At 70.9% G+C, this 22,356-nt stretch carries 20 protein-coding genes and 1 pseudogene; 11 read left to right on the top strand and 10 right to left on the bottom strand.

Annotated features, from left to right (window positions below; genetic code table 11):
• Positions 1-31 precede the first annotated feature (31 nt).
• From ACFYMC_RS01535 to ACFYMC_RS01525, 3 genes are read left to right on the top strand one after another with little or no spacing between them, the layout of a single operon-like run.
• Entirely contained in the window at positions 32-913 is an 882-nt protein-coding gene (locus ACFYMC_RS01535) for an NAD(P)-dependent oxidoreductase (RefSeq protein WP_388517124.1), read from the top strand.
• 13 nt (positions 914-926) lie between these two features.
• Positions 927-2,744 (top strand): FAD-dependent oxidoreductase, encoded by a 1,818-nt coding sequence (locus ACFYMC_RS01530; RefSeq protein ID WP_388517121.1) that lies wholly within the window; start codon positions 927-929, stop codon positions 2,742-2,744.
• Complete coding sequence (locus tag ACFYMC_RS01525) at positions 2,638-2,946, top strand: antibiotic biosynthesis monooxygenase family protein (RefSeq protein WP_388517937.1); 309 nt, start codon at positions 2,638-2,640, stop codon at positions 2,944-2,946. Before ACFYMC_RS01530 ends, ACFYMC_RS01525 begins: the two co-directional genes overlap by 107 nt.
• A gap of 40 nt (positions 2,947-2,986) precedes the next feature.
• Here ACFYMC_RS01525 and ACFYMC_RS01520 read toward each other — a convergent pair whose 3' ends face one another.
• Positions 2,987-3,511: a flavoprotein gene (locus ACFYMC_RS01520; RefSeq protein WP_388517118.1), complete on the bottom strand. Its 525-nt coding sequence runs from the start codon at positions 3,509-3,511 to the stop codon at positions 2,987-2,989.
• A 72-nt stretch (positions 3,512-3,583) separates the two neighbouring features.
• Here ACFYMC_RS01520 and ACFYMC_RS01515 point away from each other — a divergent pair, with 72 nt between their 5' ends.
• Positions 3,584-4,015 carry a GNAT family N-acetyltransferase gene (locus tag ACFYMC_RS01515; protein WP_388517115.1) on the top strand — a complete coding sequence of 144 codons (432 nt, stop codon included), beginning with the start codon at positions 3,584-3,586 and terminating at the stop codon, positions 4,013-4,015.
• Here the strand turns inward: ACFYMC_RS01515 and ACFYMC_RS01510 are convergent.
• Positions 3,999-5,474, bottom strand: coding sequence for a PTS transporter subunit EIIC (locus tag ACFYMC_RS01510; protein WP_388517112.1), 1,476 nt, complete (start codon positions 5,472-5,474; stop codon positions 3,999-4,001). The genes ACFYMC_RS01515 and ACFYMC_RS01510 overlap by 17 nt on opposite strands.
• Positions 5,475-5,551: 77 nt before the next feature.
• Entirely contained in the window at positions 5,552-6,475 is a 924-nt protein-coding gene (gene murQ / locus ACFYMC_RS01505; protein WP_388517934.1) for an N-acetylmuramic acid 6-phosphate etherase, read from the bottom strand.
• 214 nt (positions 6,476-6,689) lie between these two features.
• Here murQ and ACFYMC_RS01500 point away from each other — a divergent pair.
• Positions 6,690-7,084, top strand: a pseudogene (locus tag ACFYMC_RS01500) (hypothetical protein).
• Positions 7,081-7,371 (top strand): DUF4031 domain-containing protein, encoded by a 291-nt coding sequence (locus ACFYMC_RS01495; protein WP_388517109.1) that lies wholly within the window; start codon positions 7,081-7,083, stop codon positions 7,369-7,371. Before ACFYMC_RS01500 ends, ACFYMC_RS01495 begins: the two are co-directional and overlap by 4 nt.
• 67 nt (positions 7,372-7,438) lie before the next feature.
• Here the strand turns inward: ACFYMC_RS01495 and ACFYMC_RS01490 are convergent, their stop codons facing one another.
• Positions 7,439-8,089, bottom strand: a complete 651-nt coding sequence (locus ACFYMC_RS01490; protein ID WP_388517106.1) for a hypothetical protein — start codon at positions 8,087-8,089, stop codon at positions 7,439-7,441.
• 123 nt (positions 8,090-8,212) lie between these two features.
• Between ACFYMC_RS01490 and ACFYMC_RS01485 the strand changes: the two genes are divergently transcribed.
• Positions 8,213-8,908: a copper homeostasis protein CutC gene (locus ACFYMC_RS01485; protein WP_388517103.1), complete on the top strand. Its 696-nt coding sequence runs from the start codon at positions 8,213-8,215 to the stop codon at positions 8,906-8,908.
• Between the two features lie 86 nt (positions 8,909-8,994).
• On the opposite strand, the gene ACFYMC_RS01480 is transcribed toward ACFYMC_RS01485, so the two are convergent.
• The gene (locus tag ACFYMC_RS01480; protein ID WP_388517931.1) at positions 8,995-10,974 is read right to left on the bottom strand and encodes a HelD family protein; all 1,980 of its coding nucleotides are present in this window, start codon (positions 10,972-10,974) and stop codon (positions 8,995-8,997) included.
• A 608-nt stretch (positions 10,975-11,582) separates the two neighbouring features.
• Here ACFYMC_RS01480 and ACFYMC_RS01475 point away from each other — a divergent pair.
• On the top strand, positions 11,583-11,768 hold the full coding sequence (locus tag ACFYMC_RS01475; RefSeq protein ID WP_388517101.1) for a hypothetical protein: 186 nt from the start codon (positions 11,583-11,585) through the stop codon (positions 11,766-11,768).
• A 55-nt stretch (positions 11,769-11,823) separates the two neighbouring features.
• On the opposite strand, the gene ACFYMC_RS01470 is transcribed toward ACFYMC_RS01475, so the two are convergent.
• Positions 11,824-13,515 carry a DNA repair helicase XPB gene (locus ACFYMC_RS01470; protein ID WP_388517098.1) on the bottom strand — a complete coding sequence of 564 codons (1,692 nt, stop codon included), beginning with the start codon at positions 13,513-13,515 and terminating at the stop codon, positions 11,824-11,826.
• Between the two features lie 449 nt (positions 13,516-13,964).
• Between ACFYMC_RS01470 and ACFYMC_RS01465 the strand changes: the two genes are divergently transcribed.
• Positions 13,965-14,765: a VOC family protein gene (locus ACFYMC_RS01465; protein WP_388517095.1), complete on the top strand. Its 801-nt coding sequence runs from the start codon at positions 13,965-13,967 to the stop codon at positions 14,763-14,765.
• A gap of 11 nt (positions 14,766-14,776) precedes the next feature.
• Here the strand turns inward: ACFYMC_RS01465 and ACFYMC_RS01460 are convergent, their stop codons facing one another.
• Positions 14,777-17,368: a helicase-associated domain-containing protein gene (locus ACFYMC_RS01460; RefSeq protein WP_388517092.1), complete on the bottom strand. Its 2,592-nt coding sequence runs from the start codon at positions 17,366-17,368 to the stop codon at positions 14,777-14,779.
• A gap of 186 nt (positions 17,369-17,554) precedes the next feature.
• Between ACFYMC_RS01460 and ACFYMC_RS01455 the strand changes: the two genes are divergently transcribed.
• Both ACFYMC_RS01455 and ACFYMC_RS01450 read left to right on the top strand, forming a co-directional pair.
• Positions 17,555-18,661, top strand: coding sequence for an HAAS signaling domain-containing protein (locus ACFYMC_RS01455; protein WP_388517090.1), 1,107 nt, complete (start codon positions 17,555-17,557; stop codon positions 18,659-18,661).
• A gap of 85 nt (positions 18,662-18,746) precedes the next feature.
• Positions 18,747-19,394, top strand: coding sequence for an HAD family hydrolase (locus ACFYMC_RS01450; RefSeq protein WP_388517928.1), 648 nt, complete (start codon positions 18,747-18,749; stop codon positions 19,392-19,394).
• Positions 19,395-19,403: 9 nt separating this feature from the next.
• On the opposite strand, the gene ACFYMC_RS01445 is transcribed toward ACFYMC_RS01450, so the two are convergent.
• The 3 genes from ACFYMC_RS01445 to ACFYMC_RS01435 form a co-directional block, all read right to left on the bottom strand.
• Positions 19,404-19,655, bottom strand: coding sequence for a hypothetical protein (locus tag ACFYMC_RS01445; RefSeq protein ID WP_388517088.1), 252 nt, complete (start codon positions 19,653-19,655; stop codon positions 19,404-19,406).
• 475 nt (positions 19,656-20,130) lie between these two features.
• Positions 20,131-20,547: a nuclear transport factor 2 family protein gene (locus ACFYMC_RS01440; protein WP_388517085.1), complete on the bottom strand. Its 417-nt coding sequence runs from the start codon at positions 20,545-20,547 to the stop codon at positions 20,131-20,133.
• On the bottom strand, positions 20,540-21,919 hold the full coding sequence (locus tag ACFYMC_RS01435; protein WP_388517082.1) for an MmgE/PrpD family protein: 1,380 nt from the start codon (positions 21,917-21,919) through the stop codon (positions 20,540-20,542). Before ACFYMC_RS01435 ends, ACFYMC_RS01440 begins: the two co-directional genes overlap by 8 nt.
• Between the last annotated feature and the right edge of the window lie 437 nt (positions 21,920-22,356).

The raw sequence follows: 22,356 nt of genomic DNA, 5'->3' as shown, positions 1-22,356 counted from the left end.
GCCCACCGCACCCCTGGAGAGGAAAGTCCTCATGAGCAAGACCCAGTTGGCATTCGTCGGCCTCGGCAACATGGGCGGCGGCATGGCCCGCCGACTCTTGGACACCGGTCACCGCCTCACCGTCTTCAACCGGACCGCGAGCAAGGCCACCCCCCTCGTGGACGCCGGAGCCCATCTGGCCGACGCCCCCGAGCGGGCGGCGGCGGGCCACCACCTCGTGATGCTGAGCCTCAGCGACGAGAAGGCCGTCGAGGAGGTCCTCTTCGGCCGGATGGTTCCGGTGCTGGCGCCGGGCACCGTCGTCATCGACACCTCCACGGTGTCCCCCGGCTACGCCCGGGAGGCCGCGAGCCGGCTGGCCGCCGCGGGTCTGCGCCGGGTCGAGGCCTGCGTGGTGGGCAACCCCCTGCAAGCACGCAAGGGCGAGCTCCGCGTCTTCGTCTCGGGCGATCCGGCCGATCTTCACGAGGCACGGCCGGTGCTGGAGGCCATCGGCAGCGAGGTCACCCATGTCGGTGCCCCCGGGAACGCGGCCACCATGAAGCTGATCCTCAACCTCCAACTCGGCGCCCAGGTAGCCGCCCTGGCCGAATCGGTGTCCTACGGGGTTGCCGCGGGACTCGACCGCGACCAGTTGATCTCAGTGATCGCGGGCAGCGGCTTCAGCTCCCTGGTGATGCGCTTCCGCGCCGAGCTGATGCTCAAGGGCGCGTACCAACCCGCCTCCTTCCGCTCCGAACTGATGGAGAAGGACATCCGGTTGGCGATGGAAGCGGCGGCTTCGCACGGCACGGCGATGCCGGTGCTCGGCGCGGTCCGCGAGCGCTACCAGGAGGTGCTCGCGGCCGGCGACGGCGACAAGGACGCCTCCGTCCTCGTGGAGCACCAGCCCCGTGAGCGCGTGGCACGGTAGGGAGGATCGGAAGGTGCCCAGGACCAGCCGCGACCCGTTCCGCGCCGCCGACGTCCTGATCGTCGGCGGCGGGCTCGCCGGTCTGTCCGCCGCTGTGTTCCTCGCCCAGCAGGGCGTGGACTGCCTGCTGGTCGAGAGACGGCCGGGACTCAGTGGACGGCCGCGGGCCCGTGGCGTGAACCCGCGGGCCATGGAGCTGATGCGGTCCGCCGGCGTGGAGCGGGAGGTCCGGGCCACTCCTTCCGCCCGGCTGCTCGCCGAGCACTCCGGTGTGATCGCCGCCCGTGCCCTGGCCGGCCCCCAACTCGCCACCCTGGACGAGAAGTACGTCATGGACGTGGGTGTCGATATCGGGCTTCGCTCACCCACCCGCTGGGCCCTGTGCCACCAGGGCGAGCTGGAGGAGGTGCTGCGCGCCCGCGCCGAGCACCTCGGCGCGGGGCTGTGCTTCCACACCGAGCTCCTGCACTTCGAACAATCGCGCGGGAGGGACGTCGGCGGCGTCACGGCAAGGGTGCGCGACCGTTCCACCGGGACGGAGCACACCGTGGCGGCCCGGTACCTGATCGGTGCGGACGGCGCGCGCAGCGGGGTCCGCGAGGCTCTTGGCATCCCCTTCGAGGGAGAGGTCCTCGGCCACTACCTGAACGTCCACTTCCGGGCGGACCTCACCGAACAGCTCGCCGGGCGCCGCTTCCTGATGTGCTATACCGCCAACGAGGGCGTGCGGGGCGCGCTGTTGCCGCTCGACGACGGCCACGAGTGGCTGCTGCACACCGCCTACGACCCGGCGCGTGAACCCGTCGCCTCCTTCACCGGGCAGCGGTGCGCCGATCTGGTCAGGGCCGCGAGCGGAGTGCCCGCCCTACGACCCGAGATCGTTTCCGTGTCCCCCTGGCAGGGGGCGGCGCGCACCGCGGAGCGCTTCGGCACCTCGCGGACCTTCCTGGTCGGCGACGCCGCCCACGTCATGCCGCCCAGCGGCGGTTTCGGTTCCAGTACCGGCATCCAGGACGCCCACAACCTGGCCTGGAAGATGGCGGCGGTCCTCGACGGCTGGGCGGACGCCGCTCTGCTCGGCTCCTACGACGAGGAGCGCCGCCCGGTCTGCGCAGCCACCGTGGAGCAGGCGGTCCTGCGCTCCCGGGACCGGGTCCGGCTGGTCGGTGGGGCGGCGCAGCCACCCGACCCCGGTCTCGTCGAGGACTCGCTGGTGTGGCTGTCCTGGCGGTACCGCTCCGGGGCGGTGACCACCGCGCAGGAGGCGGTACCCGACCACGCGGTCTGGTCCGGGACGGACGACGCCCGCCCCGGCTGCCGGGCACCCCACCTGAGGCTGCTCCACGAAGGCCGAGAGATCTCCGCCCTGGACCTCTTCCGTGACCGTCCGGTGCTGCTGACCGGGCCGGACAACGAGCCCTGGACCTCCGTGGCGCGCGTGGTGGGCCGGGAACTGGGGGTCCCGCTGGGCGTGTACGGGGTCGGGGTGGAGCTGAAGGACCTCGACGACCGGTGGCCGGAGCTCTACGGAGTGACCTCCTCGGGCGCCGTCCTGGTGCGCCCGGACGGGGTGGTCGCCTGGCGCTGTGCCGAGCCCACCGAGTTCCCTCGCAACACCCTGCGGTCCGCACTGGAGCGCCTGACGGGGCGCGCCCCGGTCCACCGCGGAGACAACCACCGCCCTCACGAAGGAGATACCGATGACCCACCGAGTGATCCTGCGCATGGAGATCTTCCCGGAGATGGCCGGGGACTTCGAGCAGACCTGGGGGGAGATCGCCCAGTCCATCGCTTACGAGCCAGCGAACCTCGGCCAGACGCTGGTGCGTGACACCGAGGAGGTGGGGGTGTACTGGGTACTGACGGACTGGGTCGACGAGCCCCGCTTCCGGGCCTTCGAACTGTCGGCGCGCCATGTGGTGCACCGCCAGCGTCTCAAGCCGTTCCGCAAGGGCGGGGGGATGAACGTCACCGAGGTGGTCACGCACGTCCGTCCGGCCGCCCGACCGGTGGGGGTGGCCGCCGCGAGCTGACCGCCGCAGACCAGGGGTTGGCCGCGGGCCCGCCTTCCGCTCAGGCGCCGGCGAGGGCGTCCACGGTGTCCAGGGCGAGCCGCCAGGGGAATGGCGCGGACTGGCCGGGCACGTAGCCGTCCTCGCCGTACAGCACGCTCACTCCGGCGCCGCGCAAGGTGGTCACGCTCTGCTCGAACTGCGGGTGCCGGGCCAGCTGGGCGTTCAGGCAGGGGGCCGCCACCGTCGGCGTGCCCTGGCCAAGCGCCTCGGCCGCCACTCCCAGGGTGAATCGGTCGGTGAGGCCCAGTGCCCAGGCATTTACGGTGTTGAACGTGGCCGGGGCGAAGAGCAGGGCGTGGGCCGGAGGCCAGACGTCCGGGTCCTGTGGACGCTTGTAGGTGCTGCGCACCGGGCGCCCGGTGAGTGCGGCCAGTCCCTCGATGCTGCCTTCCAGCCAGTCGGCTGCGGTCGGTGTGAGACCGAGGCAGACGTCCCAGCCCCGGGCCTGTGCTTCCTCCACCACGCTGGCGATGTCGAAAACGGGCTCGGCGGCTGCACAGAACAAGTACAGGTTCCGGGTCATGGCGCTCAGTTGATCACATCATGGGGGGATATCCGATGGTGGGTGGGGATCGAACTGGGGCAGACTCCGCGCATGAACGAAAACGCTGGGGCGGAGCTGAGGGTCGCTGGTGCCGACGAGGCGCTTGAGCACCTGTTGGACCGTGAGCTGACGGAGTTCAACGATGAGGTGACCGGCAGGCGGAAGCGGACCGAGTTCTCCGTCCGCGTCACCGGGCCGGACGGCGAGACCATCGCCGGCCTGACTGGTTGGACCTGGGGCGGTCTCGGCGGGATCGAGCTGCTGTGGGTTTCCGAAGACCACCGCCGCCAGGGCTGGGGCAGCCGGCTGCTGAGCGCCGCGCAGGAGGAGGCCCGGCGGCGCGGCTGCGACCGGATGATCGTCTCGACGTATTCGTTCCAGGCGCCGTCCTTCTACCCCAAGCACGGGTTCTTGGAGACGGGTCGGGTGCCCGGGGTTCCGGGAGGCCACGAGGACGTGTACTTCATCAAGCGCTTGGAGTGACCGCAGCCCGGCCGGCCTCGGGTTCAGGGGCACGGGCAGGCGCGCCGGGCGCGTTCAGGGCGTCCAGCATCGGCCGGGTGAAACCGAAGAAGTAGGTCGCCAGGAAGCCCACCGCGTAGCCCGTGAACAGACCACCCGCGTACACCACCAGGGTGGTCGGCAGGCTCTTGCCGCCGTCGAGCAGGGGGAAGAGGGCCCAGCCGGAGGGGCCGATGGCGGTGGCGCCGAACGGGTGGCCGAGCTGGTTGAGCAGGCCCACGAAGGCGCCGCCGGCCGCGCCGCCGAAGCAGGCGGTGACGAAGGGACGGCCCAGCGGGAGCGAGACGCCGTAGATGAGCGGTTCGCCGACGCCCAGCAGCCCCGGAGGCAGTGCGGACCGCACCGTCCCTCGGATCGAGGGGTTGTGCGGCAGCCTCAGGTAGACCGCCGCGGCAGCGCCCACCTGGCCGGCGCCCGCCATGGCCAAGATGGGCAGCAGCACGGTGTGTCCCTGCTGTTCGATCAAAGTGGTGTGGATCGGGATAAGGGCCTGGTGCAGGCCCAGCATGACCAGCGGCAGGAAGAGTCCGCCCAACACCAGCCCGGCTACGGCCCCGCCGGTGGCGAGCAGCCAACCGGCGAAGGATCCGATGGCCGCCGACACCTCGCCGGCCACGAACATCAGCCCGAACAAGGTGGCAGATCCGGCGATCAGCACCGTCAACGTGGGCGTGAGCAGGACGTCCAGCGCGGCGGGGACGAGCCGTCGGCAGGTCTTTTCGACGTACACCGCGAGTGACGCCGCTGCCAGGGCGCCGAGCACACCGCCCTGGCCGGGGGAGAGCGCGGCCCCGAAGGCGGTCATGTCGGCGACACCCGGGAAGACGATGACGGCGGCCACCGCACCACCCAGGACCGGAGTGCCACCGAACTCCTTGGCCGTGTTGTAGCCGACGAACACGGCGATCAGCGACATGAAGCCGCCGGCCAGAACGGCCAGGGCCGGCCGTGCCCCGGGGGCCCACCCGAGGTTCCCGAGCAGCCCGCTCAGGCCGGCGATGACCCCGCAGCCGATCAGGGCCGGGATCAGCGGCAGGAAGATGTTCGCGACGCGGCGCAGCAACGCCTTGACCGGGGTGGCGTTGCGTTTTCCCCGTTCCTGGCGAAGGGCCGTGCCCCGGGCGGCCAACTCCTCGGCCGTCACAGGGACGTGGGCGCGGTGCTCGGCGAGCAGCGACTCCAACTCCGGCGTGACGCGGGCGACGGTGCCCGGCCCCAGCACGATCTGGTAGCTGTCCCCGTCCTCGACCACGCCCAGGACGGCGGGCAGGGCGCGTAGTGCCGCGTCGTCCACTGCGGCGCGGGTGCGTAGTTCGAGCCGGAGCCGGGTCATGCAGTGGGCGACGGAAGCGATGTTCGCGGCGCCGCCGACCAGGGGCAGGATCGCGGCGGCGGTGGCGCGGTGCTGGTCGCTCGACATGACGTCGTCTCCTCGGTGATCCGGGTGGGCTGGGGAGAGCGGGGGGGCTCTGGGGTGTCGGGTGCGCCGTGGTGCGGTCAAGAACGGCGGGCGAGGTCGAGGGCCTCGCGCAGGTGCCCTCCCGCTCCGTCGAGCAGGCGGACCGCGCCGGCGGCGTCGACCCGGCCGAGCAGCATCAGGACGGCGGGCTTGACCTCCCCGCCGGTGGCGGTCAACGCGGCCTCGATCTCCTCGTCCCGGGCGCCGGTGGCGAGGGAGAGGATGCGGCGGGAACGGGCGTGCAGTTTCTCGTTGGACGCCCGGAGGTCGACCATCAGGTTCCCGTAGGTCTTGCCGAGGCGGATCATCGTGACCGTCGTGAGCATGTTGAGGACGAGTTTTTGGGCGGTGCCCGCCTTCAGCCGGGTGGAGCCGGTCAGGAACTCGGGCCCCACGACGATCTCGATGCCGTGCTCCGCGGACGCAGCCAGCACGGAACCGGCGTTACAGGACAGGCCGATGGTCAGCGCGCCGCGTTCGCGGGCCGCTCGGACGGCCCCGATGGCGTACGGGGTGCGGCCCGAGGCGGAGATCCCGACGACCGTGTCGAGCGGGCCGACACCGAGGTCGGCCAGGTCGGCCGCGGCGTGTTCGGCCGAGTCCTCGGCGCCCTCTACCGCTTTGACCATGGCCGATGGTCCGCCCGCGATCAGCCCGAGGACCTGCCCGGGGTCGGTGTTGAAGGTGGGCGGGCACTCGCTGGCGTCCAACACCCCCATCCGACCGGCGGTACCCGCACCCGCGTAGACCAGCCGTCCGCCGCGGGCCATCCGTTCGGCCAGCGCGTCGATGGCGGCGGCGATCTGCGGAAGGCGGGCGGCCACGGCGGTCGGCACCGCAGTGTCCTCGGCGTTCATGGCCCGGACGATGTCGAGCGTCGGTTGGCGATCGATCTCGCGGAGTTCGGGGCGGTGGGCCTCGGTGGTGAGACCGGCGAGTTGGGAGCGGAGTTCGGCGTACATGGGGCTCCAGGAAGGGTCGGGGCCGGGGTGGCGGCGCTGGGTGGCGCGGCAGCCGCCCACCCCGAGCGCCGCTCCTGCCGGGGCCCGGGCCGCGGGGCGCCGCACCGCGTGCCGCCTGAGGTATCTTCGCGCGCCCGGGGCCTGGATCCCGGCAGACCTTCCGCAGCCCGAACGGGCCTTCGCCACATCGGCCCCAGCGGGTCAGAATGGCTGCATGGACTTCCCGACTCCCGCGCCCTCGGGTGCCCCCTCCGGTCTTGAGCAGGCGCTCCACGCCGCCCGCGCCCGAGTGCTCGCCGATCTCGTCGCCGGCGACGTCTCCGACGCGGACGTGGTGTCGCTGGTCGAGGACTCCGTGGTGCACCGACGCTGGTGGGCCGAGCAGTGGCCGGAGGGCACCGCCTACGTGGCCGGGCTGGTGGCCCAGGACGTCCAGGACGCGCTGTTGGACAAGTACGGCCGCTGGCCGCTGTGCCCGGTGTGCGCCGGGGGTGATCCGCACGCCCTGGACGTCGAGCCTGAGCTGGGTCCCGATCCGCACTGGGTGTGTCAGAAGGCGGGTGGACGGTGGCGTCCGTCGGCGCGCTCGGCGGGGTGATCGGCGAGTGACGCTCTACATCGACCCGCCGACCTGGCCGGGGCATGGCCGGATGTGGTCGCACCTGGTCAGCGACGTGTCCTTCGAGGAGCTCCACGTGTTCGCCGCCTCCATCGGCTGCCCGGCCCGGGCCTTCGACGGGGATCACTACGACCTGCCGTCGGTACGGTACGCGGACGCGGTGGCGGCCGGCGCGGTGCAGGTCGGGAGCAAGGAGCTGCTCCGCCGGCTCACCGCGGCCGGCCTGCGCCGGCCCAAGGGCCGTGGTGTCCGGTCGGTCCGCGTGCACCGGGCCTGAGGGGCCGGTGCCTGCGCCGGGCGGTGGCGAGGCGCGCGGGCGGCGCGCCAGGGCACGGCGGGCGGGCTCAGAGGGTGGCGAGTTCTTCCCCGAGGTTGCGCCGGGCCGGCTCTTCCCAGTGGGTGGCGCCGTAGGGCGTTCGGAAGAGCCGCGGAAGGTCGAGCAACTGCCTCAATACGGCGGCCCGTCCCGTCTGGAACGTCTCGGCCGGGACGAAGGCGTATTCCTGTCGGACGGCGGTGGCGTAGGCCGCGTACTGCGCCGGGGTACCGGCGAGTACCGCCAGGTCGGCGTCGCACAGCGCCTCCCCGTTGCTGTCCCCGGGGGCGGGGTCGTGGGTAAGGGTGAGCCGCACCAGTCGGGCCACCTCCGCGGTGCGGGCGGAAGGTACGCCGAGTTCGGGTAGGGCCCGCTCGGCGAGGGCGGCGCTGCGCTCCTCGTTCTCCGAGCGGTCGGGTCGGTAGACGGCGTCGTGGAACCAGGCGGCGAGTGCCACTGCGGAGGGGTCCTGCGCGTGCGGGGCGAGGGCGTCCAGGTGGTCGAGGACGGCGATCAGGTGTTCGGTGGTGTGGTAGCGGCGTTGTGGTTCCGCCCAGGCGGCCAGCAGGCGTTGGGCGTACGGCGTCGGGTCCGGACCTGGGCCGCCACGGGCGGTGCTGACGGTTGCCGCCCAGTGGGCGTATAGCCGGGCTTCTTGGGATGTGGTGTCCGTGGCCATGTGGTCATTGTGCTGGTGGTGTCGCTGTGTCGGCGCGTACTCTGAATATTGGACTAGACCTATTCTTGTTCTGTCGACGTCACGCCGACGCACGCCGACCTACTTGTGAAGGAACGAGGTCTCATGAGCAACCGTGCAGTCCTGGAGGTGATCGCCCTCAACGTCGAGGACGCGATCGCGGCCCAGGCCGGGGGTGCGGACCGCCTGGAGCTGGTGACCGACATGGCCGCGGACGGGCTCACCCCACCCGTGGAGACCTTCGCGGCGATCCGCGCCGCCGTCGACATCCCGCTGCGCGTCATGCTCAGAGCCACCGACGGCTTCGAGTCCGGTGGTGAGGCCGCCGTGGAGGCCCTCGCCGCCCGCACCCGCGCCCTGCGCGCCGCCGGAGCACAGGAGTTCGTCCTCGGATTCCTGACCCCCCACGGCACCCCGGACCTCGACGCCATCGAACGGCTCATCAGCGAGCTGGACGGCTGCCAATGGACCTTCCACCGGGCCATCGACCGCTCCGCCGACCGCGACACCCTGCGCAAACAACTCGCCGACCTGCCCGGCCTGGACACCTACCTCACCGCTGGCTCCGCCGCCGGGGTCGACCAGGGCCTGCCGGTACTGACCGCGGAAGCCGCACGCGCCACGGAGCCCGGCTACCAGGCCCGCATCCTCGTGGGCGGCGGCCTCCGCCTGGACCACCTGCCGGCCCTGCGCGCCATCGGAATCGACGCCTTCCACATCGGCGGCGCCGCACGGCCCGACGGATGGGACCACCCGGTCGACGCCGCCGCGGTCGCCCGCTGGCGGGCCGCCCTGGACTGAGCGGCGCCAACGACGCCCCGGCAACGGCACTCCGACTGACGCCCCTCGTCCCCGCCGCGCCCGTCCGGGCTGGCGGGGACGACCGGTCACCCGCCGAGCGCGTCGGGCAGCGGAGCCGCGTGCACCACGCTCAGGCCGGACACCGCACGGGTGAGACAGACGTAGAGCCTGCGCAGGCCGGTCCGCTCGTCGGGCTCCCCGGCCACCACGGCGGCGGGCTCTTCCAGCACCACGTAGTCGTACTCCAGGCCCTTCGCCAACGAGGCCGGCACCAGCGTGAGGCGGGCCTCGGCCGTGGTCTCCTCACCCGGAGACAGACAGGACAGCCCAGCCGCCGCCAATACCGGCGCGAGGACCGCGATCCGCGCATCCGCCGCGATCAGCCCGATGGACCCCTCGTGTTCCAGGGCCTGAAGACAAGCCCCCACCACGGCCTGCGCCAGCTCGTCGGGTGAATCCACCGCACGGACCACGAGCGAACCCGCGGCCTCCCGGACCGAGGAGACCGCAGCCAGGCCCGGGGAGATCGACGGCAACAACCGGGAGGCGTAGGCGATCACCTCGCGAGGCACCCGGAAGCCTGCCGTGAGCTCCTCCACCACCGCATCCGACTTGCCCAGGTGGCACAGGGCCTCCGCCCAACTACGAGTAGCCCAAGCAGTCGTGCCCTGGGCCAGGTCCCCCAGCACCGTCGCCGACCCGGTACTGCACCGGCGACCCACTGCGCGGTACTGCATCGGGGAGAGGTCCTGGGCCTCGTCGAGCACCACGTGGCCCAGCGAGTGCGTGCGTTCCACCAGGTCAGCGGCCTCGTCGATGAGTACCGCATCCGCCGCAGACCACCTGGCCGAACGCACTCCGCGCGGTGGCCGCTCCCACCGCAGGACGTTCTGCTCCTCCACGCTCAGCAGACCGTCCGCGTGCGCCGAGAGGAACTCCGCGTCCGAGAGCAGCCGCAGCACCAATTTCACCGGATCCACCGGCGGCCAGATCTCCTTGACCGCCGCCTTCACCGCGGGGTTGCGCGCCACCGCGTCCTGCACGCGGTCGTCCGGCGCCTCACCGGCCTGCTCCATGCGCACCAGCACGGTGTGCGCGATCCGCTGTGGCAGGGCCTCGCGTGCCGCGCCGTAGCGGATGTCCCGGTCCAGTAGTTCCCGCACGATCTCGGCCAGCTCGTGAGCGGGCACCCGCCAGCGGCGAGACCCACGGACCACCACCAGGGCCTCGGTGGGCATGCTCACGTGCGCGCGCACCGCGCGCCGCAACACCTCGGCCAGCCGGGCATCCCCCTTGAGCACGGCTGCCCCGGCCGAGTCCGCGCCCCGCACCTCGACGTGCGCCACCAGATCGTCGACCGTCGACTGCCGCACCTCCAACTCGCCGAGGGCGGGCAGCACCTGCTCGATGTACTGGAGGAAGGACCGGTTCGGCCCGATCACCAAGGTGCCGGTACGCGCCAACCGCTCGCGGTGCGCATAGAGCAGATAGGCGACCCGGTGCAGGCCAACGGCGGTCTTCCCGGTGCCGGGACCGCCCTGTACGCACACTGTCCCACCCAGTCCGCTACGGACGATCTCGTCCTGTTCCGGCTGAATGGTCGCGACGATGTCGCGCATCGGCCCGACCCTGGGTCGTTCGATCTCCTGTTGCAGCAGGCGGCTGACCGAATCCACCTCCGCGGGATCCGACAAGTGCTCGTCCTCGTACGCGGTGAGTTCACCGCCCGTGTAGCCGAAGCGCCGACGCAGCGCCACGTCCTGCGGATCCTTCTTCGAAGCCCGGTAGAACGGCTGGGACACCGGGGCCCGCCAGTCGATCACCATCGGGTCCCCGTCCGCGTCGTGCACGTGCCGGCGGCCGATGTAGAACTGCTCGCCCCGCGCTCCCTCGGCGAGCTCGCTGCCCGGCGCGTGCCGGTAGTCCAGACGACCGAAGAACAGCGGGGTGTGGGAAAGGTCGGCGAGGGCCTTGATGCGGTCCTCGATCTGGGCGGTCAGGACCAGGGAGTTCACCCAGTTCGCGGTGACGTCCCGGATGTCGAGGGACTCGACCTGCTCGCGCATCGCGCGCAAGGCGGAGCGTGAGGCGCCCAGGTGAGCGCGCTCACGGCAGAGGGGGTCCTCCTGCGGATGCTGTTCCTTGGTATCGGGGACGGGCGCGGGCACGACGATGCCTCCGGCTCTTCGGTGGACTTCACGGGCATGGGAAAAGGGGTCGCCGACCGGTTTCCGTCCGGGCGGCGGCACTCCCCACGGGTGGTCACCGGCGGGGCCGGGGAGGGAGGCGGCAAGAGCGGGAATTGTAGTCATCTCGCCGCACTGGGGCGAACGGGTTATCCGCGACCCCTCACCGGCCCCGAAGAAGCCCGGGGGCGGCGGCCCACCGGCGCCGGAGCCCCGGGCCCCACCAAGGCCCGGGGCCACAACGGGAGCCGTCGGGGGGCGCTTGCCGCCCCGTGCCGGCCCGGTCACCCCTTCAGGGTTCCGGTCGAGCGTCCTCACAGGTCAGGGGCGCCTTCTCGGGGGTGCCACCAGGGTTGCGCGACGGTGGGTGTGCGACACAGCGCGGACCTGAGGAGGGGCGGGGGTGGGTCCCCGGGAGGACCCGCGCCCTCTGAGAGCTCCCCCTGTGGGCCGATGGAATCGCGGGCTCGCCGGCCCACCATGGAGTCATGACTACCGCAACCTTCACCCCGGTACCGGGTGGCCGCGCGAGCGGCGCCACCGCCCTCACCACCACCATGCGGCGTTACCGTCCGGGCGATGCGCTGCGCCTGGCCAAGGTCTTCCTCAGCGCCGCCTTCAGCGTGGCCGTCCTCGGCGAATACGCCAAGGACGCGGGCGTGGTCCAGCGCTGACCCGCCGCTGCACCGGCGCCGTACCCACGCGCAGACCCTCGGTCACGGCACCGGCTCAGCCCTCGGCCACATCCCCCGCCGGGTCCTCGCCGAGCTCCCCGGCGGAGAGTTCGCCCGCCACCAGGTCGTCGGAGTCCACGATCCGATAGGCGTAGCCCTGCTCGGCGAGGAACCGCTGCCGGTGCGCGGCGAAGTCCTGGTCGATGGTGTCCCGCGCCACCACCGAGTAGAACCGAGCCTCGTGGCCGTCGGCCTTCGGCCGCAGGACCCGCCCCAACCGCTGGGCCTCCTCCTGCCGGGAGCCGAAGGTCCCGGAGACCTGGATCGCCACGGTCGCCTCCGGCAGGTCGATGGAGAAGTTCGCGACCTTCGACACCACCAACACGCTGATCTCGCCCTCCCGGAAGGCGTCGAAGAGCTTCTCCCGCTGCGCGTTGGAGGTCTCGCCCTTGATGACCGGAGCGTCCAGATGCTCACCGAGTTCGTCGAGCTGGTCGATGTACTGGCCGATCACCAGGGTCTGCTCGCCACGGTGCTTGCGCACCAGAGCCTCGGTGACCTTCCGTTTCGTGGCGGTGGTGGCGCAGAAGCGGTACTTCTCCTCCGTCTCCGCCGTGGCGTAGGCCAACCGCTCGCTGTCCGTGAGGTTCACCCGGACCTCCACGCAGTCGGCCGGGGCGATGTAGCCCTGCGCCTCGATCTCCTTCCACGGCGCGTCGAACCGCTTCGGGCCGATCAGCGAGAACACGTCCGACTCGCGGCCGTCCTCTCGCACCAAGGTGGCCGTCAGCCCCAGGCGCCGCCGCGCCTGCAGGTCGGCCGTGAACTTGAAGACGGGGGCCGGCAGCAGGTGGACCTCGTCGTAGAGGATCAGGCCCCAGTCCCGGGAGTCGAAGAGTTCCAGGTGCGGGTAGACGCCCTTCCGCTTGGTGGTCAGCACCTGGTAGGTGGCGATGGTGACCGGGCGGATCTCCTTGCGGGTGCCGCTGTACTCGCCGATCTCCTCCTCGGTCAGGGTCGTGCGCCGCACCAACTCGTGCTTCCACTGCCGGGCGGAGACGGTGTTGGTCACCAAGATCAGCGTGGTCGCCTTCGCCTTGGCCATCGCGCCCGCTCCGACGAGGGTCTTGCCCGCGCCGCAGGGCAAGACGACCACTCCGGAGCCGCCGTGCCAGAAACCTTCCACCGCCTGCCGCTGGTAGGGGCGCAGCGCCCAGCCGTTCTCGTCCAGGTCGATGGCGTGAGCCTCGCCGTCCACGTACCCGGCGAGGTCCTCCGCCGGCCAGCCCAGCTTGAGCAACGTCTGCTTGATCTGTCCGCGCTCGGAGGGGTGCACGGCCACGGTGTCCGCATCGATACGGGCCCCCACCAGCGGTGCGATCCGCTTGGAGCGCAGGATCTCTTCCAGCACCGGGCGGTCGGTGCAGGTCAGCACCAGCCCGTGCACGGGGTGCTTGGACAGGGTCAGCCGGCCGTAGCGGGCCATGGTCTCGGCGACGTCGACGAGGAGCGCGTGCGGCACCGGGTAGCGGGAGTACTCGACGAGTGCGTCCACGACCTGCTCGGCATCGTGCCCGGCCGCCCGTGCGTTCCACAGTCCCAGCGGGGTGAGCCGGTAGGTGTGGATGTGCTCGGGGGCCCGTTCCAGCTCGGCGAACGGTGCGATGGCTCGGCGGCAGGCGTCGGCGAGCTCGTGGTCCACCTCAAGGAGGAGCGTCTTATCGCTCTGGACGATCAGGCAGGACACACGTACCTCCGGAAATAGGATCGGATCGTCCCGTGACAGACGGCGCAGCCGCCATGGCTCGGGCTCCACCCCGTGCCAGACGCCTCAAGGCGACTCGGCCGGCGCGCCGGGAATGCGCGCTGCAATCTACGTACGACTTTCACGCGAAACAGGAGAGTTTACCTCGCCGGGGCGACAGCGGTCCGTGTACGAGGCGTTCCACCAGGCCAGGGACTTGAGCGTCGGCGCACTGGCGGAAGCCATCCGGCCGGACCGCAAGGCGCGGGGCCCGACGGCGGGGCCCGTGAGGTCGACCGCTTCCCGGCCGCCCCAGCCCGCCGGGAAGCGTGGCAGGCGCCCCGGCGGAGTGCCGAACTCGCGGTGGCGTGCTGATCCACCACCTGTGACGAACAGCCCTTAGCCTGGTATGAATCCCCACATTCCGTACGTCGGAGAGACAGGTGACCCCCATGCTCGGCACCGACTTCGTGACCGGATCGCCCAACTGGATCGACCTTGGCAGCCCCGACCCGCAGCGCGCGGCGGACTTCTACAAGGTGGTCTTCGGCTGGGACTTCCAGGAGATGGGCCCTGATGCCGAAGGCTACGGACTTCTCAAACAGGACGGCAGGACCACCGGGGCCATCGGCAAGCTCACCGAGGAGGGCGCCACCTCGGCCTGGACGGTCTACTTCCACACGCCGGACGCCGACGCCACGACCGTCGCCACCTCCGAGCACGGCGGCACGGTCCGGGTCCAGCCGTTCGATGTGATGGACGCCGGGCGGATGGCCTGCCTCACCGACCCCGGTGGCGCCGAATTCGCCGTCTGGCAGCCGGCTTCGATGAAGGGGCTGGAGGTCGCCTCCGAGGACAACACCCTGCTGTGGGCCGAACTGCACGTGCGCGATACCGCCCGGGCTCTCGCCTTCTACCGCGAGCTGTTCGGCTGGCGGTCCGAAGAGATGCCGGTGCCCGGCATGACGTACACCGTCCTGTCCACCGCGGAAGGGGACCAGCAGCAGGCCAGCTTCGGCGGAATCGCCCCGATCACGTCGGGTCCGCTCCAGGAGGAGATGGACCCGCGCTGGATCCCCTACTTCGCGGTGGCGGAGACCGATGCGTCGGTGGCCCTGGCCGAGGCGGCGGGTGGAGAGGTACTGGTGCCGGCCACGGACCTGGCGGACGTGGGGCGGATGGCGTGGCTCGCCGACCCCTTCGGTGCCCCGTTCGCGGTGCTCAAGCCCGCGCCGCGGGCCGGGGCGGCCTGAGCCCGCCCCGGTCAGACCTGGTCGTCGGCGAGTTCGGCCACACCCGTGATGCGGTGCAGCGGGTAGGTGCGGACCTCGTCGGAGGTGTGGTCGTAGCCGGTGACGAAGCCGCCCTCCACCCGCACCGGCGCGATCACCCGCTGACTGGCGGAGCCTTCGGCGTTGACGTAGCCGATCCACACGGCCGAGCCGGTCAGTGCTGCGGCCTGCACCGTGGCGAGGGTCTCCGCGGCTGTGGTGCGCGGCAGGGCGCCGGGGGGCGCTGGCGCCGGTGCGGTGTCCTTGCGCACCGCGGTCGCGGCCTTGTCCCCGGCCCGGATGGCGTGGACAGCCGCCCCGAGCAGGGTCCCGTCGGGTACCGGCGGCCCGTCCGGGACCGGTGCGGGTGCCGAGCGGGGCGGAGTCCGGCGGGAAGCCGCGCGGGCCACCAACACGTCACCGGTGGCCGATTCGGCGGCCGGGGCATAGCCCAGGGCCCGCAGGCCTTCGAGGAGTGCGGCGGGTTCGGCTTGCGAGGCCAGCACGGTCGGAGCCAGCCGCCGTAGGCCCAGGCTCTGGGACCGACGGTCGGCGAGGATCTCACCGAGCAGCGCGTCATCGTCGCAGCGGACGTACGCCGATGCGGAGCCCACGCGTAGGTGCCCGTGCCGTCGTGCCACGTCGTCGATGAGGTACCCGAGGGGTTGCGGCAGCGGGGTACGGCTGTGCTCGGCGAGGAAGACCCGAAGTTCGGCGGCGGTCCGCCCGGTGTCCAGGGCCCGGCGTACCGAGGCCGGCGTGAAGCGGTAGACGGTCGCCCCGCCCTTGGACTCCACATCGGCCAGCACGGCGAGCACCTCGGTGAGGGGCCGGGCGAGCGGCCCCGGCGCCACGGCGGTGAGATCGGCCTGGAGCAGGACGTGGTCGACGGGCTCGGGCAGCAGCGGGGCGAGCAGGGCGGCGGCCCGCTCGGCCCGCGCGGACGCCGCGGTGGTCTGCGGCGCAGGAGGCTGCTCGGCGGACTCGGGCAGGTGTGGTCCTGCCTGAGCGCTGAGCAGGGCTCGGCCGTGACCGGACAGCGCCCCGCGTCCGGTGATGCCGAGCAGCTCGGCCTCGGTCAGCGTCCACCGGGCGATCCGGGCACGCAGCTCGCTGGTGCTGCGGGCAGGGCGTTCCCAGGCCAGGCGGGCCAGCAGCGCCTCAGGCTCGGCGGCGGCGCCCGGCGGGAGCGCTGCGAGCAGGTCGAGGACGCGGTGGCGCACTTCGGGGGCGGCGGACCGGTCCAGTCCGGGGCCGAGCGCGGAGAGCGCCCGGCCCTTGGCGTCCTGACCGCCGACCACGCCCGGCGTCCGGGTCGCAGGCAGCCAGGCGCGGGCGAGTGCGGCCCAGCGCAGGTGGACGGGTAGCGCCAGCCAGTCGTCGTAGACCGGGGTCGGGGCGTACCGTTCGTCGGCTTCGCCGTCGGAGGCCAGCAGTCCGGCACCGTAGGCGAGTTCCAGCCAGAAGGCGGCGACGTGCTCGGAGACCTCCAGGGCGGTGGCGGTCCTCTTCAGGTCGCGCACGCTCAGCCCCCCGGCCCTCAGGACCTGCGGGCCGCCGGGGTCCCAGGATTTCAGGAGGTCCTCGATGGTGGACAGGGCGGCCAGGGCCTGGCCTGCGGCGTTGGCGTCCACGAGCTGAGGACGGTGGGTGTGGGCGGCCCCCACCTCGGGGGCCACCGGCTCGGGCGTCCGGTGGGCCCTGCCGCCCCGCAGGTGCAGCGCCACCTCGCGGGGGAGGACGACGGTGCGCGCCGAGGCGGGCAGCAGCAGGCCGCGGTCGCGGAGCCAGCGCACGGGTGGCGTCGGGTTAGCGGTCACTTCGCCGTAGGGCGGCCCCCACACCAGACGTCCCAGCACCAGGTGGGCTTCCGCGGGCGCCTGGTCCAGTAGGGCCGACATCCGTTCCCGGTCGGTGAACAGCGCGGTCAGGGCGGTGACCGCGGAGGCCGGGTCGTGGGTGGCCGGTAGACCGGCGGCGGCGACGATCTCCTGGATGCGGCCCGGTGACATCCCGGAGGTGGCCTCGGCCACGGTCGGGCCGAGGCCCGTCGGTGAGGCGTGGGTGGCGGACGGGGTGAGGACTTCCCGGGCGGTGCGTACCAGGCGCAACTGGTCCTCGCCGCCCCAGACGAGTGCCTGCGTGCGCAGTCTCGTCACGGCCCCCGGGAGGGCTCCGGCGATGCGCCGGGCCGGGCCGTCGGTCGTGCCTGACTGGCCGGCGGGTGGCTCCTGCGGGCCTTCGTCGCCGGTCATCAGCGTCAGCAAGGTGGCGTAGGGACAGGGGTCGGGCGCGACAGCGAGGGTTTCGGCCACCTGGAGGGTGAAACGGTCGAGGTGTTCGAGCGCCCGGGCCACCGAGGCACGCGTGCCGGCCCGGGTCGCCAGCTGGGTCAGGTCGCCCGGGACGGGTGAGAGCAGGTCGGGACGGCTGCGCAACAGGGCGGCGAGCGCGGCGTCGTCGCGGGCCCGCAGCGTCTCCGCGAGGGAGCGCGGCGCGGTTGCCGTCGGCGCGACGGCGTCATCGTGGTGCGGGCTGTTTCCGTCGGGCACGTGCGCCTCCTGGCCGCGTTGACCGGTCCCCATCCGTCCCACGGTAGCCGCTGCCGGTCAGCGGCCCGAGCCCCGCCGTGCCCGACCCGGCGATCGGGATGGCAAGCCGCCGCCCGTGCATGAGCGGATGCCCGCGGCCGGTGCGGTGGCGGCGCGGCGCGGCGAGCGGTGGCCCGGCCGCAGCCGCTAACGTCGTTTCAGGCGGCGCCACGGGAGGGGATGCGGGTGGGCATCGAGAGCGATCGACTGGTCTTCGACTATCTGAGCCGGGTGGGGGATCTGGCGCAGCGCAGTCAGCTGCCTTCCTCAGACCGGATGCGGCTGGTGGCCGAACTGCGCGAGGAGATCGACCGCCAACGGGCTCGGTACGCCACCGATACGCCTGCGGCCGTACAGCGCATCCTCAACCGGTTGGGGACGCCGGAGGCGGTCCTGGGGAGCGCGGCGAGCGGCGGACCGTCGGGGCCCGGGACGTCGGGTTCGCAGGGAGACGCGGTGGTGGTGCCGATCCAACGGGACCGGCGCCGCTGGCGCAAGGGCGTGACCGGTGGCGCCGACCGGTCGGCGCAGGCCCGGCCCCCGGATCAGGCCGTGCCGTCGGACCTGGAGGTGCCGGCCGTGGACGTAGCGCCGTCCCGTCCCGCGCCGACACCGCCGCATCTGGCCGGTGAGGACGAACTCGGTTCGGGACGTGTCGAACCCGACTGGTGGCGGATGGGGCCGGCGCCCTCGTTCACGCCCTTCGGCGCGGGTGACGACATCGGCGGGTTCGTGGGCGGCATCGAGGACCCCGAACTGCTGGGGCGTTCGCGGCGATCCGGGCCCTGGAGACCGCCGGAGGAGGCCGACTCGGAGCCGTCGGCCGCCGTGTCGAAGCCAGACGAGGGCCTGCCGCCGTCCGCTTCCGGGGTGCTGGCACGGCTTCGGCGGCGCGGGGCCGCGGCGAAGTCCGAGGACGAGGCGGTGGAGGAGGAAGCGCCCGCTGCTGTGCGCCCGCGCCCGCACGTGTTGTTGCTGCTCGCCGCCGCGGTGCTGGTGGTCGGCGCGCTGACCCGGTCCCTGCTGCTGCTGGCCCTCGGCTGGCTGATGGCGTACGGCTCCCGCACCCTGTCGCCCGCGGAACGCAAGTGGGTGGCCCTGGGCCTGCCCGGTGTGGTCCTCCTCGGCGCCGCGGTGTGGCTGTGGGGGCGGGCCGAGGGGCGTTGGGGGGAGCCGTTGGCGACCGGGGGCGTGGCTGCGGCCTTCGGCGAGCTGTGGCCGGTGCTGGTTCCGCTTGCCGCCCTTGCCTCCGCGGCCCACCTGGTGTGGCGGGCCCGCCGTCGCTGAGCGGCCGGGGCGGTCCCGTCGATTTAACCCACCGGCAAGGAGCCGGGTGGCCAGCGTTTCCCGGAGGGCGGTCGGGATCGGCACAATGGCGGCCATGGACACCTTGGGTACCGCCGTGCGACCTTTCACCGTCGGCTTCGACCTGGATATGACGTTGATCGACTCGCGCCCCGGTATCAAGGCGGCCTGGGAAGCGCTGTCAGCCGAGACCGGCACCTTCATCGATGCCGAGTTGGCGATCACCCGACTCGGCCCACCGTTGGACGAGGAACTCGCCTACTGGTTCCCGCCGGAGCTGATCGCGGAGATGGGCGACCGCTACCGGGCCCTCTACCCGCAGCTCGCGATCGAGCCCACCCCGGCGATGCCGGGGGCCCGGGAGGCGATCGGGGCGGTCCGCGCGCTGGGGGGCACCGCGATCGTGGTGACGGCCAAGCACGAGCCGAACGCCGTGCTTCACCTGGAGCACCTCGGCATCAAGCCGGACCGGACCATCGGGTGGCTGTGGGCCGAGGCCAAGGCATCGGCGCTGCGCGAGCACGGTGCGTCGGTGTACGTGGGTGACCACGTGGGTGACGTGCGGGGAGCCCGGGCGGCCGGAGCCCTGTCGGTGGCGGTTCCCACCGGCCCCTGTGACGCGGCGGAGCTGCGCGAGGCGGGAGCGGACGTCCTGCTGGAGGATCTCACCGCTCTGCCGGCGTGGCTGGAGGCGTACGCGCGCGGCGGCGAATGAGGCCGGGTCTCAGCCCTGGCCGGCCCGGGCCTCCCGGCGCTGGGCGGCGATCGAGCGCAGCACGCCGGCTGCGGCGATCACGAAGCCGACGCCCATCAGCATGCAGACGGCGTAGGCGACCGGGGGGAACGGTTCGGTGGCCAGGAACAGCGGCGCCACGGTGGCCAGGGTGGCCAGGGCGCCGATGACGAAGACGATGCCGCCGGCGCGGACCAGGCCGTCACCGGGACGGGTGTCGGAGGAGTCAGGAGTACCAGTCACCCGACCAGGGTAGTTCCCCGGCCGGAGGAAGCACCGGGGGACGCCCTGCCAGTGGCCTCGGGGCACTGGCCTGGTGGGACGCGGGTCACGGATGTTCCGCCGTGCAGCTGCCGGAGCCGATCCACGGCGCCGTCCACGGGCGGCTCGACCCCTGCGCACGCGAGGTGAGGTGTGCTGAGCGCAGGTGGGCACAGGATCCAGCTTTGCTGTTGCTAACCCTCTTGCGCACCCCCGGTACTGGTGGGCGGAAACATGCAGGTCAACCGCACTGTGACGCTGCTAACCCTCCTTGGCGGCCCCTCGGAACTGGCGCGCAGCGGCAGGCACGGGGCACCCCATGATCGTTGAGCTTCGACACCCCAATGATCACGAAGCCCGTGCCTGTTCTGCTATGCACCCCAACCGGTCACGGCCCGACCAACCGCCCGACCCCGGAACTCGACCAAGCCCTGACCTGACCTGCGACGCGACGTGATCACTCAGACTTTGAATCAGCCTTGTCAATAAGATTGAGATAGACGGTGACGTGACTGAACTTGCCATTCACACACCAATAAAAGGCCGCACATCTCCCCCGAAAGACCTCACCCTTCTTGCGCGGTCCAAGGTAGATCGTATCCTCTGTGCAGCGCCACTCGATTTCGAACTCTGCGGCTATTCTGTCGTCAGATGTAATAAAATTCTTCAGCTGCAAGGTCTCCAAGACGCCAGCATGCCCTGCCCCTTCTCCCGAATTCCAGAAACCAACTATCTCCGCCTTCCCATGGAAAATCCCCTTGTAGGGATGGTCGAATGTAGCATCAGGTGAATAATAGCGATCGAACACATCCGACTTGTCGGTTGCCGCGCTAAATTCTTCCGCGTAGTCTTCAAATTGGCTAGCGCTAATCATTTCCCACCTCCGTTACCGTCAGGTCCCGTTTCAGGGGCTTCAGCAGCTCTGTAAGGTCATCGAGCCTCTCTAGATTCCATAGGCTGGCCAGGATTCTAGTGTGGTCTGCTGAATCCGCTAGTGGTGCGAGGTTCTGTATCAGTTTCCCTGATACATCGTCATCAGACAGTGGGTCGCGCGGGTCACCGCGGGAGAAGTCGCGCTCGTGCCGCAGGACATCTCCGGAACGGAGTGTCACAGCGATTCGGCACGGCGTCGACGAAGGGTACTTCTGCGTTAGGGTCGAATCCTCCGTAACCTCGATCTTCTCCAGCAGGTAGCGAATCTGCGGGTCTCCCGCGCGCTTGGCATCAAAGTCGCTGTACTCGACAGGCTTGAGAAGCGCCGTAGCCACAGAATAGGGCAGCGAATGCGTACGAGCCGCCCGGCTGGTCGGGTTGAAAGCCGAAGCCGTCAGGCCGTTCCGCATCGCAAGGCCGTAGCTTTGGACCGCGACCGTGAGAATATCCTCGACCCGATCGATCCTTGAGGACAATTCTTGCGCGACGTCGATCGGAGTCTGGCAAAAGAACAGTGCCGGCCACCTCTTGAAGATGATACTCGTGAGATCGGGCTCGATATCGAGCGACGTCTCGCAGTGCCTGAAGAAGCGGTCAGCGCCGTACTCCCCCTGATAGATGCGGCGCGGTCCCGTGAATCCGGCCCGCGCCAGTTTGGCGGCCTGCAGGCCCCTCATGGCGCCGGATGCGTAAGTACAGTGTTTCCAGTCAGTCACATTTCCGACGGCTGCCTGATTACTGGTGAACCCGAAGCCGCCGGCGATCCGCTGAGCTTCGACCAGATGGGTCTCGGAAAGGCCGAGAGACTGCCCGATTGAAAGTGCTGTCCAAAAGATCGAGGCGGCATCATGATCAAACCCATCCCCCTCAGGGTCGTAGTAGTCGGCGAACTTCGCGGCCAGGTGAAAGAAGATATTCACTGACTCCAGGAACTGTCTTCCGTTCCAGTTTAGCCAGTCAGCCAAAGTCAAGGCCAGTGCCACATTGTCCGAGGGGTGTACCGCGCCCATTCCGTGAGGTGATACGTACGTATTAAGTAGATCGCTGCGGCGCGCCAGGATGGAGTTCAAGAAGACCGCGTCCGTGATATTTGATTCGCGCCCAACGCCCCAGACGGGGCTGCCCGACCCCGCTCCGGGACCCGTTACCAGATTTCGAAACTCGCCCAGAAGTTCTCGATCGGCCATTGATGCGCAAATTCCCGCATACGAGTCGATGACGCTTCGCTTGATCGTGTGGAGATCCCGTTCTCCGAGGCGTCTGTCAGCAAGTTCCTGGGTCCACGCTGCCAGCGTTTCCTCCAACTCAGACATAAGGCAAGTTTACTATCCATGCAGCGATGTCGCATCCTCTGGAGCTCGTGACGCGATCATGATCGACGCTTCTGGAGGCGTCTCCAGCGGATGAGGCTGCAGGCCAGGGAGGTGAGGGCGTCGTGGAGTTCGGTGCGGCATTCTCGGTGGACAGCGAGGTGTTTGAACTGGTGGAGGACTCCGTTGCGCATTTCGCTGCGGGGTGCGGGCTGGCTTCGGGATAATCGTTTCCAGGTCGGCTCCGGGGTGTACGGCTCTGGCATATGTGAAAATGCGTAACCAGCTGCGGTTGTCTCGGAAATCACTGAGGTTGAACTCGTGATACTGAACTTGAATTCGTGATGTCGGTCAGCCGTCCATGATCAGGTCTGTGCCGGCGAGGCAGCCGTCGATCAGGTGTGGGCGGTACTGGATCTGCTTGAGCTTGCGTTTGACGG

The organism is Streptomyces sp. NPDC006879 (assembly GCF_042869595.1).
Lineage (GTDB): Bacteria > Actinomycetota > Actinomycetes > Streptomycetales > Streptomycetaceae > Streptomyces.
This window is presented reverse-complemented; position numbering and strand designations above follow the sequence as displayed.

Bases quoted from the DNA above. Each gene is read 5' to 3' on its own strand.
- ACFYMC_RS01440 (WP_388517085.1), bottom strand. From the start codon at position 20,547: ATGATTAGCGCTAGCCAATTTGAAGACTACGCGGAAGAATTTAGCGCG.
- ACFYMC_RS01510 (WP_388517112.1), bottom strand. From the start codon at position 5,474: ATGTCGAGCGACCAGCACCGCGCCACCGCCGCCGCGATCCTGCCCCTG.
- ACFYMC_RS01525 (WP_388517937.1), top strand. From the start codon at position 2,638: ATGGAGATCTTCCCGGAGATGGCCGGGGACTTCGAGCAGACCTGGGGG.
- ACFYMC_RS01435 (WP_388517082.1), bottom strand. From the start codon at position 21,919: ATGTCTGAGTTGGAGGAAACGCTGGCAGCGTGGACCCAGGAACTTGCT.
- ACFYMC_RS01515 (WP_388517115.1), top strand. From the start codon at position 3,584: ATGAACGAAAACGCTGGGGCGGAGCTGAGGGTCGCTGGTGCCGACGAG.
- ACFYMC_RS01480 (WP_388517931.1), bottom strand. From the start codon at position 10,974: ATGCGCGAGCAGGTCGAGTCCCTCGACATCCGGGACGTCACCGCGAAC.
- ACFYMC_RS01520 (WP_388517118.1), bottom strand. From the start codon at position 3,511: ATGACCCGGAACCTGTACTTGTTCTGTGCAGCCGCCGAGCCCGTTTTC.
- ACFYMC_RS01490 (WP_388517106.1), bottom strand. From the start codon at position 8,089: ATGGCCACGGACACCACATCCCAAGAAGCCCGGCTATACGCCCACTGG.
- murQ (WP_388517934.1), bottom strand. From the start codon at position 6,475: ATGTACGCCGAACTCCGCTCCCAACTCGCCGGTCTCACCACCGAGGCC.
- ACFYMC_RS01455 (WP_388517090.1), top strand. From the start codon at position 17,555: ATGCGGGTGGGCATCGAGAGCGATCGACTGGTCTTCGACTATCTGAGC.
- ACFYMC_RS01485 (WP_388517103.1), top strand. From the start codon at position 8,213: ATGAGCAACCGTGCAGTCCTGGAGGTGATCGCCCTCAACGTCGAGGAC.
- ACFYMC_RS01465 (WP_388517095.1), top strand. From the start codon at position 13,965: ATGCTCGGCACCGACTTCGTGACCGGATCGCCCAACTGGATCGACCTT.
- ACFYMC_RS01460 (WP_388517092.1), bottom strand. From the start codon at position 17,368: ATGGGGACCGGTCAACGCGGCCAGGAGGCGCACGTGCCCGACGGAAAC.
- ACFYMC_RS01450 (WP_388517928.1), top strand. From the start codon at position 18,747: ATGGCGGCCATGGACACCTTGGGTACCGCCGTGCGACCTTTCACCGTC.
- ACFYMC_RS01535 (WP_388517124.1), top strand. From the start codon at position 32: ATGAGCAAGACCCAGTTGGCATTCGTCGGCCTCGGCAACATGGGCGGC.
- ACFYMC_RS01475 (WP_388517101.1), top strand. From the start codon at position 11,583: ATGACTACCGCAACCTTCACCCCGGTACCGGGTGGCCGCGCGAGCGGC.